Source organism: Duganella fentianensis (genome assembly GCF_964031615.1).
In the GTDB taxonomy this organism is placed as follows: domain Bacteria; phylum Pseudomonadota; class Gammaproteobacteria; order Burkholderiales; family Burkholderiaceae_D; genus Rugamonas; species Rugamonas fentianensis_A.
On record NZ_CAXIQN010000008.1, the window covers coordinates 93,246 to 113,458 of the forward strand.

14 protein-coding genes are annotated in these 20,213 nt (G+C 60.5%); 10 read left to right on the forward strand and 4 right to left on the reverse strand.

Features of this window, described 5'->3' with window-relative positions; translation table 11 throughout:
- The first annotated feature begins 367 nt into the window (after positions 1-367).
- Positions 368-2,329 carry an EAL domain-containing protein gene (locus tag ABNT42_RS05005; RefSeq protein WP_348694837.1) on the forward strand — a complete coding sequence of 654 codons (1,962 nt, stop codon included), beginning with the start codon at positions 368-370 and terminating at the stop codon, positions 2,327-2,329.
- Positions 2,330-2,334: 5 nt separating this feature from the next.
- Here ABNT42_RS05005 and ABNT42_RS05010 read toward each other — a convergent pair whose 3' ends face one another.
- The 4 genes from ABNT42_RS05010 to ABNT42_RS05025 form a co-directional block, all read right to left on the reverse strand.
- On the reverse strand, positions 2,335-2,871 hold the full coding sequence (locus ABNT42_RS05010; RefSeq protein WP_348694840.1) for a DUF2058 domain-containing protein: 537 nt from the start codon (positions 2,869-2,871) through the stop codon (positions 2,335-2,337).
- A 64-nt stretch (positions 2,872-2,935) separates the two neighbouring features.
- The gene (locus ABNT42_RS05015; protein ID WP_348694843.1) at positions 2,936-5,503 is read right to left on the reverse strand and encodes a TonB-dependent receptor; all 2,568 of its coding nucleotides are present in this window, start codon (positions 5,501-5,503) and stop codon (positions 2,936-2,938) included.
- A gap of 245 nt (positions 5,504-5,748) precedes the next feature.
- Positions 5,749-6,753 (reverse strand): LacI family DNA-binding transcriptional regulator, encoded by a 1,005-nt coding sequence (locus tag ABNT42_RS05020; RefSeq protein WP_348694845.1) that lies wholly within the window; start codon positions 6,751-6,753, stop codon positions 5,749-5,751.
- The gene (locus ABNT42_RS05025; protein ID WP_348694848.1) at positions 6,740-7,555 is read right to left on the reverse strand and encodes a polysaccharide deacetylase family protein; all 816 of its coding nucleotides are present in this window, start codon (positions 7,553-7,555) and stop codon (positions 6,740-6,742) included. Before ABNT42_RS05025 ends, ABNT42_RS05020 begins: the two co-directional genes overlap by 14 nt.
- Before the next feature lie 207 nt (positions 7,556-7,762).
- Here ABNT42_RS05025 and ABNT42_RS05030 point away from each other — a divergent pair, with 207 nt between their 5' ends.
- The 9 genes from ABNT42_RS05030 to ABNT42_RS05070 all read left to right on the forward strand — a co-directional run bounded on the left by ABNT42_RS05030 (position 7,763) and on the right by ABNT42_RS05070 (position 20,197).
- The gene (locus ABNT42_RS05030; protein WP_348694850.1) at positions 7,763-8,632 is read left to right on the forward strand and encodes a glycoside hydrolase family 16 protein; all 870 of its coding nucleotides are present in this window, start codon (positions 7,763-7,765) and stop codon (positions 8,630-8,632) included.
- Between the two features lie 185 nt (positions 8,633-8,817).
- Positions 8,818-11,766: a TonB-dependent receptor gene (locus ABNT42_RS05035; protein ID WP_348694853.1), complete on the forward strand. Its 2,949-nt coding sequence runs from the start codon at positions 8,818-8,820 to the stop codon at positions 11,764-11,766.
- A 111-nt stretch (positions 11,767-11,877) separates the two neighbouring features.
- Positions 11,878-13,401, forward strand: a complete 1,524-nt coding sequence (locus ABNT42_RS05040) for a tryptophan halogenase family protein (protein ID WP_348694855.1) — start codon at positions 11,878-11,880, stop codon at positions 13,399-13,401.
- A 45-nt stretch (positions 13,402-13,446) separates the two neighbouring features.
- Positions 13,447-14,148: a SapC family protein gene (locus ABNT42_RS05045; RefSeq protein ID WP_348694858.1), complete on the forward strand. Its 702-nt coding sequence runs from the start codon at positions 13,447-13,449 to the stop codon at positions 14,146-14,148.
- Entirely contained in the window at positions 14,141-15,145 is a 1,005-nt protein-coding gene (locus tag ABNT42_RS05050; protein WP_348694861.1) for a cupin-like domain-containing protein, read from the forward strand. Before ABNT42_RS05045 ends, ABNT42_RS05050 begins: the two co-directional genes overlap by 8 nt.
- Before the next feature lie 11 nt (positions 15,146-15,156).
- The gene (locus ABNT42_RS05055) at positions 15,157-16,686 is read left to right on the forward strand and encodes a tryptophan halogenase family protein (protein WP_348694864.1); all 1,530 of its coding nucleotides are present in this window, start codon (positions 15,157-15,159) and stop codon (positions 16,684-16,686) included.
- Between the two features lie 116 nt (positions 16,687-16,802).
- Positions 16,803-17,090, forward strand: a complete 288-nt coding sequence (locus tag ABNT42_RS05060) for a PsiF family protein (RefSeq protein WP_348694867.1) — start codon at positions 16,803-16,805, stop codon at positions 17,088-17,090.
- Positions 17,091-17,218: 128 nt separating this feature from the next.
- Positions 17,219-17,839, forward strand: coding sequence for a DUF2807 domain-containing protein (locus ABNT42_RS05065; RefSeq protein ID WP_348694870.1), 621 nt, complete (start codon positions 17,219-17,221; stop codon positions 17,837-17,839).
- Between the two features lie 75 nt (positions 17,840-17,914).
- Positions 17,915-20,197 (forward strand): EAL domain-containing protein, encoded by a 2,283-nt coding sequence (locus tag ABNT42_RS05070; RefSeq protein ID WP_348694873.1) that lies wholly within the window; start codon positions 17,915-17,917, stop codon positions 20,195-20,197.
- Positions 20,198-20,213 lie beyond the last annotated feature (16 nt).

Sequence of the window (20,213 nt, forward strand, 5' to 3'; positions counted from 1 at the left end):
GCGATAGCGCCAGTAGCCGGACAGCAAAGGTCCGGGTTGGCAGAGCACACAATAAGCGGAGCTGACAGCGGTACCGGCGAGTACGGGCACCTGATTTAACGGTCAGCCGGCAGCACGGCGGGGGTGGGGGCGGAAGCTGCTTTCAACTATCATAATTATAGTGAGAATGTGTGTAGTTTCCAAGCAGCAATTGCAACATCCAGTCACAAACAATGTGTGCTAAGATTTCCACAGGCGACCTCATCCCTGTCGCTCCAGCAAGCTGCGCACCGCCGCAAAGGTGGCCACGGCGCAGCATCAAGCCCCCGCTTTTCTGTCGCCAGACTGCCGCAGAATGCCGGTATGGCTAGCCTACAGGGAGCAGAATTTGCCTTACAGCTTAAAACTCTGGCGCGAAAATCTGACCAATCACACTCAGGGCATCGTGGTCAATGCCGCGGCCATTATCGGCCTCGGCTTTATCATCGATCGCCGCTCGGTCGCGTGGCAGACTAGCTGGGTCGGCGCCGCCTTGCTGCTATGCGTGCTGCGCTATGCACTGGAGCGCTACTGCCTGCGCGACCTGCAGCAGCATCCCCAGCGCAGCGTACCGCGCTGGCAGCGGATTCTGCTGGCCACGGGTCTGGTCAGCTCTGCGCTGATGTGGTCACTCAATGCCGTGATCGGCCTGCCCCACTACAGCGCCAACGAAAAGTTCTCCGTAATGATCATCATTTCCGCACTGGCGGGCGGCGCCACCGGTACGCTGGCCAGCATGCGCATCGTCGGCAAGCTGTATATCGCCGCCCTGCTGCTGCCGACCTGTCTGGCCATGTGGTACAGCGGCGACGACCAGCTGGCCATCCTGGCCGTGCTGGGCGTGATCTTCGCCTTCATCATGTTCAACAGCCATGCCAACAACTTCAGCCTGCTATCCAATACGCTCAGCCTGACGGATGACAAGGAAGCCCTGATCCGCCAGCTATCGGAAAAGAACCGCCATATTTCCGACGTCAACGCCCACCTCGAACAGCGCATCCAGGAACGTACCCAGGCACTGGAATTCCTCGCCAACCACGATCCCCTCACCAGCCTGCTGAACCGGCGTGGCTTCCTGTCCCACAGCTATGCCAGCGGCACGGGCGAGCGCCAGCAGACCCTGATTTTCATCGATCTGGATCACTTCAAAGATATCAACGAAGGCATGGGGCACGAGCATGGCGACCAGTTGCTGCAGGCGTTTTCCCAGCGCCTCAGCCACGAAGTGGCCAAGCTGGCCCACTACATCGGCGCCAGCGACCATCCCGTGTGCCGCTGGGGTGGCGACGAATTCGTGGTCTGCCTGCTGCGCCCGGTGGATCAGCAGGATGACGGCAAAGCCCACTACCGCCAGCTGCACGATGCACTTTCGGCCAGTTACCGCATCGGCCCCCATCAGGTGCATCTGGGTCTGAGCATAGGCATTTTCGAAAGCATCACGGCCACGCTGCCGCAGATGCAGGAAGCCCTGACCTGTGCCGACATTGCCACCAGCGAGGCCAAGAAAAACGGCCGCGGCCAGATCTCCTTCTATTCCGATGCCTCCTACACGCTGCAGCGGCGCCGTCTGAAACTGGCGCTGGCACTGGCGCAGGCCCATCAGGATGGCAGCCTGCACCTGCTCTACCAGCCCATCTACAGCGCCGACACCCGGCACATCGCCAGCTACGAAGCACTGCTACGCTGGCAGCACGCCGAATATGGCAGCATCGGACCGGATGAGTTCATTCCACTGGCAGAAACCTCGAACGCCATTCAGACCATAGGCCGCTGGGTACTGGAACAGGCTTGCCGTCAGGCGGCTAGCTGGCCCGTGCTGCCCGGCCAGCAGCAACCGCCCCGCATCGCCATCAACACCTCGATCCGCCAGCTAGTCGAAGCGGATTACTGCGAACTGGTACGTGCTTCCCTGCTAGCCAGCGGACTGGCGCCGCAGCGCCTGATCATCGAAGTCACGGAAAGCGTACTGGACGAGCGCAATATGGACCGCGCCAGCGCCACCCTGAGCGCGCTGCATGGGCTGGGGGTGGAAATCCATCTGGACGATTTCGGTACCGGCTATTCCTCGCTATCGCGCCTGCGCCAGCTGCCATTCGACGCGCTCAAGATCGACCGGAGCTTCGTCATCGATATGGATGAGAAGTCGCAGACGGTGATCGAGGCGGCGTTACTGATTGCCCGTAAATACGGCCTGCGCGTGGTGGCCGAAGGCGTCGAGACAGCCCAGCAGAGCAGCATCCTGTGCCGCATGGGGGTGGACGAACTGCAGGGCTATCATCTGGGCCGGCCGGCGCCGCTACCGGCGCCGTAAGGGCTTTACCACATCAGATCGTCGGGAATCTGGAAGGCCGCATACGGATCGTCCTCATCGACTTCCTTGCTGCTCTGCTTGACGCGCACCACCAGCCCCGCATCGCGTTCGGCGATCTTGTCGGCGATCACGCGCGGCACCAGTTCGGTCCCGCCATCGAGCACCACGATCACCAGCCGGCCCGCGATCAGGTGGCCCTGCACCTCGGCCGATACATACAGCCTTTCGATCTTGTTCTGGAAGGTATAGTTATAGGCGATATCGCCCTTGCCTAGCGGCTGGCGGTTCTGCTGCACCATCTGCACGATCTGGGCATGGATGGCTTTCTGCCGGGCCGCTGCATCGCGCTCGGCATTCAGGGCACGGGCCCGTTCGGCCTGCTGCCGCTGGGCTTCCTGCGCTGCCAGCTTGCCTTCGTCCACGCTCTGCACGCCGCTGCGGCGCTGTTCTTTCTGCTGCTTGCTCTTGTCCTGATTGGCCAGTTTGACCTTGGTCTTGTTGACCAGTCCGGCTTTCAGCAATTGATCTTGTAGGGAAACCATCGCACCACTCCATAAAAAAAACCGCCGGCTGCTACCAGCCGGCGGCTCTCATTATAGCGAACGCTTAGAAGCGGTAGTTCAGCGACGCGGCAAAGGTACGGCCCAGCTGGCTGAACTGCGAGCCATCGTAGGTCACCATCGAGTAGCGGCCATTGAAGGTCACCAGATTGCGCTGCACTTCTACCGGCGTCAGGCCATAGGCCGGATCGATGGCTTTGCTGTCGAGCAGAGCCTGACCTTGCGCATTGCGGGCATTGAAGTGCCAGCTAGGCGTGACGTTGAACATATTGTTGACGTTGAACGACAGCGTGGTGTTCTGGGTCAGCGCATAGTTCAGCGCAAAGTCGGTCACGGTCTTGGTCTTGAACGCCACTTCCAGATTGTTATCCATACCGGCATTGCGGAAGTGGGTAGGACCGAACACGGTGTTGTTCAGCGAGAAGTTGAACGCCTTGTAGTCCCAGTCCGCGCCCAGAATGGTCTTGAACTTCGGACGCGAAGTGAACATCAGCGCTTCCGTGGTAGCGTTCAATACCGACTGGCCGGCCGAAGCGATCAGTGCAGGGTTGTTGACCGCGCCTTCACGCTCGTTTTTCAGCGAGTAGTTACCGGACAGGTTCAGGGTCAGCTTACCGTCAGCCAAAGGAATGTTCTTACGCGATGCCACGTAGTCGATACCTTCGGTGCGGCTGGTCAGGGCATTCACGAAGAAGCTGGCGGAAACGATGCCGGCTTTGCCCAGTTGCACGTCGAGCGGATTGGTGGCCACACCGGTCGGCGTGATCTCCGTGCTCAGCACGATGCGGTCTTTGACCTTGATGTTGTAGTAGTCCAGCGTGATGCTGGTGTTGCTATCGGGCTTGAAGCCCAGACCCAGCGTGATGTTGTTCGATTTTTCCGCTTTCAGCTTAGGCACTTGCAGTGCCGCCGCTGCCGACGAAACGTTGTTGACCAGACCGGACACCTGAATACCGCCACCAGCCACGAACGAGTACTGGGCTTTCTGGGTGTAGATCTGCGCCAGCGACGGTGCGCGGAAGCCGGTCGATGCCGACGCACGCAGGGTCAGCTCATCGCTAACTTTATAACGGGTCGAAGTCTTCCACACGAAGGCGCTACCGAAGTCGGTGTACTTTTCGTAGCGACCGGTGGCATCGACCAGGAAGGCAGGGCTGATATCCCAGGTGGCACCGGCATATGCGCCGTAGTTGGAGCGCGACGAAGGGAAGGAATTCTGCACCGAGTTGCCGGCGTAGGAATCGGCCCCGCTGCCATAGGTCGAGCCGACATCACCGGCGAGGGTTTCATAGTTTTCATGACGCAGCTCGGTACCGGCGTAGACACTGACATCCTTGCTCATCTGCTGCGATACATCGCCATTCAGTACCCAGTGGCTGAACTGTACGCCACCGGCATCGAAGCGGGTTGGCGATGGCGTGCTGATCTTCTTCGCCAGATAGTCTTCCTGCATGCCGCGGTTGACCGAGTTGATCACTTCGTAGTTCTGCTTGTTACCGCCGTAGGTCAGGCTGACATCGGCATTCCAGTCGCCCAGCATGAACTTGGTGCCGCCAGTGGCGTTGTAGTCGTCCAGCGTACCGATGAAGGTTGGCACATAGCCGACATAGGGTGTGCCGCTCGCATGCAGCAGGCCGTAGTCGGTCGGGCGCCAGTACGGGGTACGGTAGTTAGCGAAGGAGTTGATGCGCTTATTGACGTAGGCGGCGTTACCATACAGCTTGGTGGTGTCGCTGAGGTCATAGCTGGTATTGACTTCCGCCTTCATGGCGCGTGTGGCGGGCGAGCCGTTGATGTTGCCGGCGTCCGGATGGGTGGCCAGGAAAGGCAGTACCTGAGTATTCAGATCGGCGCCGAAGTCACCCGCTTCACCTTTGGCATTGACCACACCGGGGCGATTTGACAGATTGATTTTCGAAACATCCAGCGTGTAGTTGAGGAAGCCACGATCGCCGCCGAGCGGCAAGCCCTGATTCAGGCTCAGACCGCCCATCTTGCCATCGCTCTCGTGGGTGATGCCGGTGCGGGCCGTGACGGAACCGCCCTGGGCGCTATCCTTCAGAATGATGTTGACCACGCCGGCAATCGCGTCGGAACCGTACTGGGCCGATGCACCGTCACGCAGCACTTCGATACGCTTGATGGCATCCGGTGGAATCGCCGAAATATCGGCACCGCTTTCGCCACGACCGGGCGAAGTCTGGGTGTAGATCAGCGAGCTGGAATTTTTGCGCTTGCCGTTAATCAGAATCAGCACACGGCTAGGCCCCATGTTACGGATTTCGTAAGGGTCGAGCAGCGAGGTGGCATCATTGACCGGGGTCTGCACGGTGTTAAACGAGGGCACGCGGAACTGCAGCGATTTATCCAGCGTGGCCTGGCCGGTCTTACTCAGATCACGGGCACCGATGATGTCGATCGGTACTGGCGTATCGACCATGGTGCGCTGCGCGCCACGGCTACCGGTCGAGACAATCACCACCTTCTGGATATCGTCCGGCGTGGCATCAGCCGCCGGTTGCACTGCCGCAGTTTGTGCCACAGCAGTGGCTTGGGCTAACACATAGGGACTGGCCGACAACAGCAACGCTGCGAATGGGAAATTTTTTTTCATGTCTAGACTCTTCCGGATTTGTGGTTATATGCGCCTGCGGCAATGCCAACTTTGTGAGTGGCTAGAGCTGAATGTATAGACATGGTTTCCACACGTCTATCGTTTCTCGCATACGCAGTCCGGAATCTGTTGAACATGCGGCAAATAAACAACTAGAGTAAGTATTTCCCGTACAAATTTCACACGTTTTTTAGTGATGAAATAAGTCCTAAAAGCACTGGTATGTAAGCGGTCTATACGGTACTTCAGCGTGCTGCCAGCGAGGCGCGCAAGGTCATGCTGACCGGGTAGTCGCGTGTCACGGGACGCTGCAAATCGTAGCAACTGTTAAGCAGCGCATTGAGTCCGTTCTGCGTCATTTCGCGCCATGGCATGTGCACCGTACTCAGGCGCGGCGCGGAAAACTCCGCGCTAGGCGTATCGTCGTAACCGAGCACCGAGAGTTGCTGTGGCACGCGGATACCCGCTTCCTGAAAATACGATAACGCGCCCACCGCCATTTCATCATTGGCGCAGAACAGTGCCGTGCAAACGTGGCCGGACGCCACCAGTTCACGCGCGGCCGACCAGCCGCCGGCCGGTGAAAAATCGCGTTCGGTCTGCCACAGGCTGGCCGTGTCGATGCCCGCTTCGGCCAGCGTGGCGCAGAAAGCCTGCACCCGCTGCACGCTATCGGGCAGGCGCGAGGGACCGGCCACGATGGCGATCTCGCGATGGCCGAGATCGAGCAGGGTACGGGCCGCCAGCGCCCCGCCCTGCGCATGGTCGACCGTGAAGCACTGGCTGGCGATGCTGGCGAAACTATGGTTGAGCACCACCATGCGCTTGTGCATGGTTTCCAGTGCCGCCACATCTTCCTCCTGCAGCAGATTGGTCATCAGGATCAGGCCATCGCACCCCCGTTCGACCAGAAAGCTGATGCCTTCCACTGCCTGCTGGCGCGCATCGCCCAGACCGGCACCGAAGGCCACCACCATGTGCAGCCCCGCTGCGCGCAATTCGTTATCGATGATCTGCAAGATCGGCGTATAGAACGTGCCGCTCAGCACGGGGATATACACCCCTATCATCTGGCTGGAGCCGGACAGCAGCGTACGCGCGGCATGGGAAGGCCGGAAGCCCAGTTCTTCGATGGCGGCGCGCACCCGTGCCAGCGTGGCCGGCGACACCGAGCCTTTGCCGCTGACCACGCGCGAGGCCGTGCCCAGTCCCACGCCGGCCAGCTTTGCCACATCCTTAATGGTGGCCATCTGCATCCTCCTGTGCGCGCACGTAGCGCATGATGTTGCGGAAAGTATCGGTCCAGTATTCGTCGCGGTGACTGGCCAGATAGGCCAGCAGTTCTTCGTGCGCAGCCGCCGACGTGCTCAGGTAGTCGCCGCCCACGCCATGGAAAGTCAGGTTGACCATATCGCCCTGCGCGGCAGCAGCACGCACCAGCGCGATCAGTTCGCTGCCGTTCAGGCCGACGGGTGCATGTACGGCCACGGCACGCCGCTGCAGTGCTGCGCGCGCCGTCACGCCGCTGCCGCCGCCCACTTTCATGCCGACAAAGGCGGGCGCAATGCGGGCCAGATAATCGCCGTCACGTGCCATGTGGTCACCGCACGGCACGGTATAGCTGCGCTCGCTTTCGCCATCGATGGCGTGCAGCATGGCATTCCCCAGCAGCACCTGATCGGCCATCTGCGCCGCCATCGTGCTATCCAGATCGCGCGCCGCACTCACCCACTGATGGCCGGGCAGGCTGCCGGCACACTGGTGAAACAGGCTGTGGTTGCCCAGTTCATGCCCCTGCCGCGCGGCCTGACGCCACTCCGCCAGCCGCCCCTGCAGCACGGGACTGGATAGCTGCAGATAGAAACTGGCTTTCAGGCCGTGCCGCTGCAGCGCCGGCAACGCCACATCGAGCTGGGAGTCCAGCGTATCGTCATAACCCAGACTGACGGCCACGCGGGCGCCATGGAGCCATGCCGTGGCCGCAGGTGGCAGCTGTGCCATGGCGCTGCCTGTCAGCAGGCCGCACAACAGGAAAAAGAAAAATTTACGCATCGCCGGATCGCCAAGTGTCTCATTTTGGAAACGTTCCCACATGTTGCACGCCTTAATTTAGCCTGTCAACGCCTAAGCGGGCCAGCTTTGCGGCGTTGCAAATTGACTTTGAAATTCTTTCGGTGCTATATTTGCCACATCGATTGGAAACCTTTCCAAATCACCGAAAGAATATCAGAAAGCGGAGACATGAAACGGCTAGCGACGATGACAGCTCTGGTAGCGCTATGTGCCTGCGGTGGTGGCGGTAACGCTGCCGGCGTAGCCGCCACGGTGCCCGTCGTCACGCCGCCCGCCCCTCCTGCCCCGCCATCGTCCGCCCTGCCAGCAGGTGGCAAGCCGGACGGCTGGAAACTGGTCTGGGCCGACGAATTCGACAAGGATGGTCTGCCCGATGCAACGAAATGGGCTTACGACACCGAGTTCAACCGCAACGGCTGGTTCAACCACGAACTGCAGTATTACGCCGCCGGCCGGCGGGAAAACAGCCGGGTCGAAAACGGCAAGCTGATCATCGCAGCACGCAAGGAAGCCCTGAGCACCATGGCCGACTACGGCGGCCAGCAATACAGCTCGGCGCGCCTGATTACCCGCGGTCTGGCCAGCTGGACCTACGGCTACATCGAAGTGCGCGCCAAGCTGCCGTGCGGCGTTGGCACCTGGCCCGCCATCTGGATGCTGGGCAGCAAGGGCCGCTGGCCCGACGATGGCGAGATCGACATCATGGAACACGTGGGCCAGAAACCCGGCCAGATACTGGGCAGCATCTACACGGCGGCACAGAACTGGCCAGCCGGTACGCCCAACACCACCAGCACCACCGTGGCCGACACCTGCAGCGCCTTTCACAACTACCAGCTGACGTGGAATGCCGAGCGCGTGGTGATCGGCGTGGACAACCGCAATTACATACAACTGATTAACCCCAATGACGGGGATTACCGGAAATGGCCGTTCAGCAACCCGCAATATCTGCTGCTGAATCTGGCCATCGGCGGCGACTTGGGGGGCAAGGTCGATGACACTGCCCTGCCGCAGCAGATGGAAGTGGAGTACGTGCGGGTGTACCAGCCCTAAGCGATTTTTTTACAACACAACCGGAGCAAAACCCCCGCTAGTCCGGGCTGTAAGGCCTAGTTGGCGGCACGGCGATTGACAAAAAAGTACGTCAATCATACTATTCGACGGCAGAGAATGGAAAGGTTTCCAGTGCCGTTCGGGGAAGTGGGAAGCGAGCTGTTCATAAAAACACAGGAGATAACATGCATTATCCAAAGGCACGACTGAAATTAATGACGCTGGCGGTGGCCAGCGCTTGCGCGGGCGCCGTTCCGGCTTTCGCGCAGGATGCCGTGAGAGCGGCCGACGAGCCACAGAGCGTGGTCGTTACTGGCTTGCGCCAGAGTCTGCAATCGTCGATGAACCTGAAGCGTAACTCGGACGGTATCGTCGACGGCATCGTGGCCGAAGACATCGGTAAATTCCCCGACACCAATCTGGCCGAATCGCTGCAGCGTATCTCCGGCGTCTCGATCGACCGTTCGATCGGTGAAGGTTCGAAAATCACCGTGCGCGGCGTAGGCCCCGACTTCAATCTGGTGCTGCTGAACGGCCGCCAGATGCCGACCTCGAATCTGGGTGACCTGAACGGCCGCGCCTACGACTTCGCCAATCTGGCATCGGAAGCCATCGCCCAGCTGCAAGTGTACAAAACCGGCCGTGCCGATTCGCCTACCGGCGGTATCGGCGCTACTGTCAACGTGATGACGGCACGTCCGTTCGAGCGTCCGGGCCTGCACGCCAGCATCGGCGCCAAAGGTGTGTACGACAGCACCAACGGCAATCTGCCGGGCGATATCAAAGCCAAGCGCAGCACCACCCCTGAAGTCTCGGGCATCTATTCCAACACCACGGCCGACGGCAAGTTCGGTGTGGCACTGACCGGTAGCTATCAGGAACGTAATCTGGGCTACAACACGGCCGCCGTATCGAACGGCTGGCGCGGTCCTTTCCGTGGCGACGAAAACAACTGGGGCACCATCGCCCAGCCGGGCACGCCCGGTGCGGCCAACATCACCAACCGCCCCGGTCCTACCGACCTGTACTCGGTGCCGCAGAATCTGAACTACAACTTCAACGGCGTCAAGCGTCAGCGCACCAACGCCCAGCTGACCCTGCAATACAAGCCGGTCGATACGCTGGTCACCACGCTCGACTATACCTACTCGGAAAACAAGATCCAGACCAAGCGTAACGACGTCTCGGCCTGGTTCAACTTCGGCGACTCGGCCAGCTCGTGGACCAAAGGTCCCGTCTCCAGCCCGCTGATGTACAAAGAGTTCGTGGCCAATAGCGACATCGCCATGGGTGCGGCTGACTTTGCCACCAAAACCAAAAACAAATCGCTGGGCTTCAACGCGGTTTGGAAACCGACCAACACCCTGCGTCTGGAACTCGATACCCACCACTCGACGGCAGAATCGGGCGCCGATAGCCCGTTCGGCTCCAGCAACACGCTGGGTTCGGCCAGCTTCAGCCGCGGCAACACCACGGTGGACTTCAGCCACGACTTCCCTGTGCTGAGCATCGAAGGTGCCGACTTCACCAAGTACGGCCAGCAGGTCACCGGTTCGGTCTTCACCAACCAGTACATGAAGGGCATCGTCGATCAGACTCAGGTCAAAGGCCAGTGGAAAGTGCTGGAAGCTTCGGAGCTGAAATTCGGCGCCGGCGCCACCAAAGTCTCCAACCGTTCTGCCTTCTCCAACCAGCAGCGCGACACCTGGGGCGGTGCTACCAAGCCATCCGACTATCCAAGCAGCGTATGGCATCCGGAATCGGTACGCCAGTACTTCGACAAGATCGATGGTAGCGGCAGCCCTAACCTGTTCAACCAGTTCTACACCTTCAACTTCGCTCAGGTACGTCAACTGGCTGCTACCGCTTCCGGCCTGCCAGCGCTGTACCTGCCGAAGACCACCTTCGACAACGACGCCCGTACCGAAGAGAAGTCCAACAGTGGCTATCTGCAGTTCAACACCGACTGGGATACCAAGTTCCCGATCCGTACTGCAGTGGGCGTACGCTACGAAACCACCGACGTGGTCTCGACCGCACTGGTACCGGCTGCCACCGCGATTACCTGGGTATCGCAGAACGAATTCCCGATCACCTTCGGCGATCCGACCTTCACTACCCTGACCGGCAAGTATCACCACCTGCTGCCTAGCTTCGATTCCGACATCGAACTGACCAAGGATCAGAAGGTACGCTTCAGCATGGGCGAAACCATCGGCCGTCCGCGCTGGGATCAGATCCAGGGCGGCACCACCTTAAATTCGCTGGCCCGTGCTAACGGCGGTACCGGCAATGCGGGTAACCCTGCGCTGAAACCGGTCAAGTCGAAGAATCTGGACCTGTCCTACGAGTGGTACTACGGTCAGCAGAACTTCTTCTCGATGGGCTACTTCCGCAAGAATCTGGAAAACTACGCAGGCCAGTCGATGGTCAACGCCACCCCGTTCAACCTGCACACTCCGGTGGGCGGCAAGTACTGGAATGCTGCGCTGGCTAACGGTTGCGCCACGGCCGATACCACCTGTATCCGTAACTACATCTTCCGTAACTTCGCCGGCCAGCCCGGCGTAGTACGCGGTGCGGATGATCCGATCACCAAGAACGCTACCGGCACCATCACCGGCCAGCCTAGCGATCCGGTGGCGAACTTCCAGATCACTTCCTTCTCCAACCAGAAGGCTGCTAGCCTGAACGGTCTGGAAGTGAATCTGCAGCACATGTTCGGCAACAGCGGCTTCGGCGTTTCGACCAACTACACCTATGTACACTCGGGCCTGAAGTACAACAATGCTTCGGTAGGCGAACAGTTCGCACTGGTGGGTCTGTCGAATTCGGCCAACGTGGTGGGTATCTACGAAGACAAGAAATTCAACGTGCGTCTGGCCTACAACTGGCGCGGCGAATTCCTGTCCTCGACCTTCGACGGTTCCGGTCCTAACCCGCAATACGTCGAGCCATACGGCCAGGTGGACCTGAGTGTCGGTTACGCCTTCAACGAGAAGCTCAGCCTCCAGTTTGAAGGCATCAACCTGACCAACAGCATCACCCGCACCCACAGCCGTACCCAGCAACAGCTGGAAGGCGTGACGCAACAAGGTGCACGCTACATGGTCGGCGTACGCTACAAGTTCTAAGCCTGCTTTGAACCTGTAGTTCCCGACCGGACAGGGCCGCTGAGTCACTACGTATCAGCGGCCCTTTTCGGTTAGACTTTCAGACCATCACATCCACACAAGGCGAACAACATGATCCGACGTATCGTGATTGTGGGCGGCGGTTCCGCTGGCTGGCTCACGGCCGGTCTGATCGCGGCGGCGCAGCAAGGCACGCCGGTCGAGATCACCCTAATCGAATCGCCGGACGTCCCTGCCATCGGCGTGGGCGAAGGCACCTGGCCCAGCATGCGCGACACGCTGCGCCGCATCGGTGTCAGTGAAACCGAATTTTTCCGCCAGTGCGACGCCTCCTTCAAACAGGGCTCGCGTTTCAATGGCTGGGTCAACGGCAGCGCCGATGACGTGTATTTCCATCCCTTCGTGATGCCGCAGGGCTGGGGCGAAGTGGATCTGCCGCGCGCGTGGCAGCAACAGCATCCCGATATTCCGTTTGCCGATCTGGTCAGCTACCAGCCGCACCTGTGCGTACAGGGGCGCGCTCCCAAGCAGGCCGTCACACCCGAATATGCGGCCGTGGCCAACTACGGCTACCACCTCGATGCGGGCAAATTCGGCCTGTTCCTGCGCGAGCACTGCACGCGCAAACTGGGTGTGCGCTATCTGGCCGACCATGTACTGGCCATTAACAGCGCGCCCGATGGCGATATCGCCAGCCTGCAGACAGCGCGCAACGGCACGCTGGAAGGCGATCTGTTCATCGACTGCACGGGCATGCAGTCGCTGCTACTGGGTAAGCACTATCAGGTGCCGCTAATCTCGCAGCAGCATGTGCTGTTCAACGATACGGCGCTGGCGATACAGGTGCCATATGCCAGCAGCGACGCACCGATTGCCGCACAGACCACGTCCACTGCGCAAAACGCGGGCTGGATCTGGGACATCGGCCTGCCTACGCGGCGCGGCGTGGGCCACGTGTATGCGCGCGCTTACATCAGCGACGACGAGGCAGAAGCGCAGTTACGCGCCTACATCCGCGCCACGGGCGGCCCGGCCAATGCCGGTGCCGTGCGCCAGATCAAATACGAACCGGGCTACCGCGCCCGCTTCTGGCAACGCAACTGCGTGGCCATCGGCCTGTCGGCCGGCTTCATCGAACCGCTGGAAGCGTCGGCACTGGCGCTGGTGGAAATGGGCGCCACCATGGTGGCAGACGAACTGCCGGCCAGCCGCGCCGCCATGGATATCGTGGCAGCACGCTATAACGAAACTTTCAGCTATCGCTGGGAACGCGTGATCGATTTCCTCAAGCTGCACTATGTGCTGAGCCAGCGGCGCGACACGGCCTACTGGCGCGACCAGCAAAGCACCGTGCCGCAGCGCCTGCAGGATCTGCTCACGCTGTGGCAGCACCGCGCGCCCAGCCGCAACGACTTCCCCCGCATCGAGGAAGTGTTCCCCACTGCCAGCTACCAGTACATCCTGTATGGCATGGGCTTCCGTAGCGAGTTCCGGCCAGCGCCAGCACAGGAAGCGGCCATGGCCGACGGCTATTTCCGCGAAGCGGCCAGCCTGACGCGGCGCATGTTGCCCGCCTTGCCGGACGTACGCAGTCTGCTCGATCACATCCGCCAGCACGGCTTGCAGAACATCTGAACCTGAACACATCATCAGCACAACAACCACAACGAGACAGACACCATGGCCAACCACGCACTACTCAACAACATCGATCACAAGGATCTGCACATCATCACGCAGCGCGGCGCCGAATACGGCGACAACCAGATGCTGGCCGTGACCTTTCCGGCCGAATTCCGCGACGTGCAGGCCTGCTACCCCATCGTGTTCCGCAAGACTACCGATGGTCTGGGTTTCGAGCCGGTCGCCCTGTTCGGCTTCACAGAAGGCGAGAACCTGTTCCTCGAAGGCGATCAGTGGCAGGCCATGTATCTGCCCATGATGGTGGAGCGCCAGCCTTTCCTGATCGGCGTGAATGGCGACGAGCTGATGATCAATATCGATCTGGATAGTCCGCGCATCAGCCGCAGCGTGGGCGAAGCCGTGTTCAAGCCGCACGGCGGCTCCACGCCTTTCCTTGAACAGACCAATTCCCTGCTGGCCGCCATCCATCAGGGCCTGCAGGAGACCCCAGCCTTCCTCGCCGCCCTGCTGCAGTACGAACTGCTGGAAAGCTTCGTGCTCGATATCGAACTTAATAACGGCTCGCAGAACCGGCTGGTGGGCTTCTACACCATCAACGAAGACAAGCTGGCAGCACTCGATGCCGCCGCACTGGCCACGCTGCATGCAGGCGGTCACCTGAAATCGATCTACATGGTGCTGGCGTCGCTGTCCAATCTGCGCAGCCTGATCGACCGCATGAACTACCGCCATGGCTAAAGCCATCCGCGAAATCCACGGTCTGGGCGTCAATGATCTGAATGACGCCCTGCTGACCTCGACCGAACCGCTGCTGCTGCGCGGGCTGGCAGCTAGCTGGCCGATGGTGCAGGCGGCGCGCCGTTCGGAACAGGAAGCCGATGCCTATCTACGCAGCTTCTACCGTGGTGCCACGGTGGGCGCCATGCTGGGACCACCGGAAGCGGCCGGCCGCTTCTTCTACAACGCCGATGCCAGCGGCTTTAACTTCTATCCCGTGCACGCCAAGCTGAATAACGTGCTGGACGAAATCGAAGCCAAGCGCCATCTGGATCCGGCGCCCACCGTGTATGTGGGTTCCACCACGGTGGACACCTGTTTGCCCGGCTTCCGCGAACACAACGATCTGGCGCTGGGCCAGCGCGATCCGCTGGTCAGCATCTGGATCGGCAACCGCACCCGCATCGCCGCCCACTACGATGTGCCGGACAATATCGCCGTGGTGGCGGCCGGCCGCCGCCGCTTCACGCTGTTCCCGCCCGATCAGCTGCAGAACCTGTATATCGGCCCGCTCGATTTCACGCCGGCCGGACAGGCCATTTCGTTGGTCGATTTCCACCAGCCCGATTTCGAACGCTACCCCAGATTCGCCACTGCGCTCGAACATGCGCAGGTAGCGGAAATGGAGGCGGGCGACGCCATCTTCATCCCCAGCATGTGGTGGCACCACGTGGAGGGGCTGGCCGCCTTCAACGTGCTGGTCAACTACTGGTGGCGCCAGTCGCCCGACTACATGGATACGCCCACCAATGCGCTGATGATGGCCTTCCTCACCCTGCGCGACCTGCCGCTGGAGCAGCGCAGGGCATGGCAGGAGATCTTCCGCCACTACATCTTCGAGGCCGACGAGCAGACCGCCGCCCACATACCCGAGCATGCGCGCAATGTGCTGGCACCGCTCGACGACGAAGGTGCACGCATGCTGCGTGCACAGATCCTGAAAAAAATGAACCGTTAAGGAATCCCATCGTGCAAGCATCTACTTCTGAATCTCCTCAGGCTGCGCGCCGTCCGGTGCGCCGCGTTGTCATCTGCGGCGGCGGTACTTCGGGCTGGATGGCGGCCGCTGGTCTGGCCAAAGTACTGGGCAAGCGACTCGATATCAAACTGGTCGAGTCGGACGATATCGGCACGGTGGGTGTGGGCGAAGCCACCATCCCTACCCTGATCAATTTCCACAATCTGCTGGAGATCAACGAGCAGGAATTCATGGCCGAGACGCAGGCCACCTTCAAGCTGGGCATCGGCTTCGAAAGCTGGCGCAATGTCAAAGAAGACTACATCCACTCGTTCGGCATGACAGGCACCGACCACTGGACGGCCGGCTTCCAGCACTTCTGGCACAAAGGTGTGGAGCGCGGGCTGGCCGGCGACTACGGCGACTACTGCCTCGAACTCAAGGCGTCCAAGGAAAACCGCTTTGCCCACCTGCCCAATCAGGGCATGAACTACGCCTACCACCTCGACGCTGGCCGCTATGCACGCTATCTGCGCCGCCTCTCCGAGCCGCGCGGCGTACAGCGCATCGAAGGCAAAATCGTGCGCTACACGCGCCACGACGATAACGGCGATATCCGCTCCATCGTGCTGGAATCGGGGCAGGAAATCGAAGGCGATCTGTTTATCGACTGCACGGGTTTCCGCGGCCTGCTGATCGGCGAAGCGCTACAGGAACCCATGCAGGACTGGTCGCAATGGCTGTTCTGCGACCGCGCCATTGCCGTGCAGACGGCCTCGGTAGGCCCCGCCATCCCCCTAACCCGCTCCATGGCCCATCAGGCCGGGTGGCAGTGGCGCATACCGCTGCAGCACCGCGTCGGCAATGGTCTGGTGTATTCAAGCCGCTATCTGGACGACGATGCAGCCATGCGCCAGCTACTGGGCAATGTGCAGGGCGAAGTACTGACCACGCCGCGCGTGATCCCGTTCATGCCCTGCCAGCGCCGTAATACGTGGGTGGGCAATGTGGTGGCCATCGGCCTGTCCAGCGGCTTCCTCGAGCCGATCGAGTCGACCTCGATCCACCTGATCCAGCGCGCCGTGATCCGCCTGATGCAGAACTTCCCCGCCGACGGTATCAGCCCTTACGACGTGGCCGAGTACAACGCCCAGTGCAATAGCGAGATCGAACATATCCGCGATTTCATCATCCTGCACTACCACGTCAACCAGCGTCACGACTCGCCGTTCTGGCGCGATGCGCGCGAGATGGACATTCCGGCCGGCCTGCGCCACCGCATCGAACTGTTCCGCGCCACGGGACGGGTGTTCCGCATTCCCAACGAACTGTTTGCCGAGAACTCGTGGATACAGGTCATGCTGGGGCAGGGCATCATGCCGGCCGCGCACCACCAGACGGCCGATCTGATGGGCGACGAAGAACTCTCGCACTTCCTCGGCAGCATTAAGGCCTCGGTCGACCGCACGGTGCAGCAGTTGCCGCCCCATCAGCTGTATGTGGAACGCTATTGCGGCCGGCCCGATCAGGCCGCCGCGTAGTCTGTGCATGAAAGGGGATGAAAAGGTGGTTGTTCGCAGCGCAGCAACTCCGTTATAGTAAAGCTGTGGTTGCAGCTGCGACCCGTCCACCACGATCCGACACCGAGGAAGAGATGATGAAAAAATTGTTCGTTGCCAGCCTGATCCTGTCCCTGAGCGGCGCCGTGTATGCGGCCGAGCCTACCGCCCAGCAAAACAAGATGAAAACCTGTAACGCCGATGCAGGCGACAAAAAAGGCGACGAGCGCAAAGCTTTCATGAAAGAATGCCTGAGCGCCAAGCCTGCTGCCGAAGCCCCAAAAATGACCCAGCAGGACAAGATGAAGAAATGTAACGCCGATGCCACCGGCAAAAAAGGCGACGAGCGCAAAGCCTTCATGAAGGAATGCCTGAGCAACAAATAAGCGGGATGGGTCACACCCTTGGGTTATGCCCTTGGGTTACGCCCTTCGGCGTAACCCGACCGTCGTGACGGCGCAACACCTGAATGATGTGCAACATTGTACAATTTGTAATTTCGTCAGGAGGGTGTATGCGTCGTGTGATTGCTATAGCAGCTACGCTGCTGAGTCTGAATGCCGTAGCGGCGCAGGAAAGCCGCAACCTGCCACCATTTATCGCCATCAGCACCCATGGCGGCTTTTCCATGACGGTGGAAGTGGGGGCCAGCCAGTCGCTGCAGATCAGCGGCGACGATAAATTCATCGCCGGCCTGCGTACCGAGGTCGTGGAAAAGGAATTGCGCATTACCGCGCCCGATGGCGAATTCAAGGCCAGCAAAAATAGTCCCCTGATCAAGGTTTCCCTGCCAGCACTGAGCCGCCTGAAGGTACAGGGCGCCGGTGAAACCATCCTCAACAACATCAAGGGCGACCGGCTCGACATCGGTTTCCAAGGCGCCGGCCACCTGGTGGCCAAGGGCAAAATCGACTATCTGCGCATCAACGCCAAAGGCGTGGGCGAACTCGATACCAAAGCCCTGCTAGCCAAACGTGTCGATGTGAATTTCGAAGGCATAGGCGCCGTCAACGTCTACGCCAGCGATACCCTCAACGTGATTGCCAAAGGCATGGGCGATCTGGGCTACTACGGCCATCCCAAGACCGTCAACAAATCGGTCAGCGGCATCGGTAGTGTTTCCGCCAAGGATTAATGCTTTACTGACAGCCTAGGAGTTTGCGGGTACTATCTTCTATAGGAACCGCGACAACTTCCGGAGGCTGCATAGGTGGCTGTACCGAACGATATTGCGCACTGGCGCGCACAGGTTTTTTCCAGATTGCTGCTGGTGGTACTAGTGCTGGGAGCGATTACCGCCATCCCCAGCGCGCTGCTGGCCGTCAGCGAAGGCATGTGGTCTATTGTGGTCACCGATGTCGGCGCCATCGTCTGGCTAGCCATCATCTGGCGCTGGCATAGTCTGGCCTACACCGTCCGCGTACTGAATTTTCTGGCGATCGCCTTCATCGTCGGTATCGCCCTGTTGCTCAAGGTCGGCCCCGTCAGCCAGATCTACCTGATGGCCATTCCCGTGCTAGCGGCGCTGCTGCTGGGCCTGCGTCCGGCACTAGCCACTCTGGCGCTGGCCGGCGCGGTGGTGATGGTGCTGGGCTTCGACGCCAATTCCAAGCTGCAGATCGAGGGCATCCCCAATCACGCCTTCCTCAAGGCCGCCATCATTTCCATCAACTTCATGTTCATGACAGCCGTGCTGACGCTGTCCTGCGCCGTGCTGCTGCGCCATCTGGCCAAGTCCTTCGAGCAGCTGCAGCAACGCCAGAACGAACTGTCCGTACTGAACGCCGAACTGCGCCTGACGGCGGTGGCCGTCTCGCGCCTGAACGACATGATTCTGATCGCCGAAGTGGATAAACCGGGCGATGCAACCGACGCTACCCAGCACATCATCTTCGTCAACGAAGCCTTCGAGCGGCGCAATGGCTACCGTCGCCACGAAGTGATAGGACGCAGCCTGCGTCTGCTGCGCGGTCCGGAGACGGAAGAAGCCGTGCTGACCAAGATCAGCGAAGCCATGGCGCACAACGAACCGGTGCGGGCAGAACTGCTGAACTACACGAAGTCGGGCGAAGCCTACTGGGTGGAGACGGATCTGGTGCCGTTCACCGACGAAGCGGGCGTGAATACCCACTGGGTAGCGGTGGAGCGCGATATCACCGAGCGCAAAAAATCGCAGGACGACATCCACCAGCTGGCCTACTACGATGTACTGACGGGACTGCCGAACCGCCGCATGCTGATGGACAATCTGGAAAAGCTGCTGGCCTCGTCGCGCCGTGGCGGCACTTACAGCGCCGTGATGTTCATCGATCTGGACCGCTTCAAGACCATCAACGACGCGCGCGGCCACACCATCGGCGACACGGTGCTGCGCAATGCCGCCGAGCGCCTGAGCCAGCTGATGCGCAAGGCCGATACCGTGGCCCGCATCGGCGGCGATGAATTCGTCGTGCTGCTGGGCCATCTGGCGCACGATCTGACGGTGGCCACCCATGCCGCGCTGACAGTGGCGGAAAAGGTGCGGCTGGCCCTGAGCGAAGAACTGGAAATCGAAGGTCAGGTCTACAACTCCACCGCCAGCATAGGCGTGACCATGCTGCCCCGTACGGGCAAGACGGCGCACGACCTGCTGCGCGAAGCCGATACCGCCATGTACCGCGCCAAGGCCGCGGGCCGCAATGGTGTGGCCTTCTTCGAAGCAGCCATGCAGGCCGACGTGGAGCGCCGCCTCAACATCGAACATGAACTGGGTGCGGCCTTGAATAGCGGTGCCTTGCAGATGTATGTGCAGGCGCAGGTAGATACCAATGGCCGCGCCATTGGCGGCGAGCTGCTGATGCGCTGGCCGGTTGAAAACGGCGACATGGTGCCGCCGCATATCTTCATCCCCGTGGCAGAAGAATCCGGCCTGATCGTGGCGCTGGGCACCTGGGCACTGCGACAGGCCTGCTACGCCGTGCTGCGTCTGCAGGAAGCCGGACATACGCTGCCGCTGTCCGTCAACGTCAGCCCGACCCAGTTCCGGCAAGCCAATTTCGTCGATCTGGTAGCGCGTACGCTGGCCGAGACGGGTGCACCGGCCCACCTGCTGGTACTGGAAGTGACAGAAGGTCTGCTGATCGACAAGATGGAAGAAACCATCGCCCGCATGCACCAGCTGGCGGCCATGGGCCTGCGCTTCTCCATCGACGATTTCGGCACCGGCTATTCGAGTCTGGCCTACCTGAAGAAAATGCCGCTGTACGAACTGAAGATAGACCGCAGCTTCATCATCGATACTCCGGACGATAGCAGCAGCGCCGCGCTAGTGCAGTCGATACTGGCCATGGCCAGCCATCTCGGCCTGCGCGTCGTCGCAGAAGGCGTAGAGACGCTGGCACAGGCCGAATTCCTGATCTCCAATAAATGTGCCTGCATGCAGGGCTATCTGTATGCCAAGCCGATGCCGCTGCCTGCCCTGATCCAGAAACTGCAGAATGGCGAACTGGCATAATGCTGCCACGCCGTCG

Bases quoted from the DNA above. Each gene is read 5' to 3' on its own strand.
- ABNT42_RS05010 (WP_348694840.1), bottom strand. From the start codon at position 2,871: ATGGTTTCCCTACAAGATCAATTGCTGAAAGCCGGACTGGTCAACAAG.
- ABNT42_RS05015 (WP_348694843.1), bottom strand. From the start codon at position 5,503: ATGAAAAAAAATTTCCCATTCGCAGCGTTGCTGTTGTCGGCCAGTCCC.
- ABNT42_RS05020 (WP_348694845.1), bottom strand. From the start codon at position 6,753: ATGGCCACCATTAAGGATGTGGCAAAGCTGGCCGGCGTGGGACTGGGC.
- ABNT42_RS05025 (WP_348694848.1), bottom strand. From the start codon at position 7,555: ATGCGTAAATTTTTCTTTTTCCTGTTGTGCGGCCTGCTGACAGGCAGC.
- ABNT42_RS05030 (WP_348694850.1), top strand. From the start codon at position 7,763: ATGACAGCTCTGGTAGCGCTATGTGCCTGCGGTGGTGGCGGTAACGCT.
- ABNT42_RS05035 (WP_348694853.1), top strand. From the start codon at position 8,818: ATGCATTATCCAAAGGCACGACTGAAATTAATGACGCTGGCGGTGGCC.
- ABNT42_RS05040 (WP_348694855.1), top strand. From the start codon at position 11,878: ATGATCCGACGTATCGTGATTGTGGGCGGCGGTTCCGCTGGCTGGCTC.
- ABNT42_RS05045 (WP_348694858.1), top strand. From the start codon at position 13,447: ATGGCCAACCACGCACTACTCAACAACATCGATCACAAGGATCTGCAC.
- ABNT42_RS05050 (WP_348694861.1), top strand. From the start codon at position 14,141: ATGGCTAAAGCCATCCGCGAAATCCACGGTCTGGGCGTCAATGATCTG.
- ABNT42_RS05060 (WP_348694867.1), top strand. From the start codon at position 16,803: ATGAAAAAATTGTTCGTTGCCAGCCTGATCCTGTCCCTGAGCGGCGCC.
- ABNT42_RS05065 (WP_348694870.1), top strand. From the start codon at position 17,219: ATGCGTCGTGTGATTGCTATAGCAGCTACGCTGCTGAGTCTGAATGCC.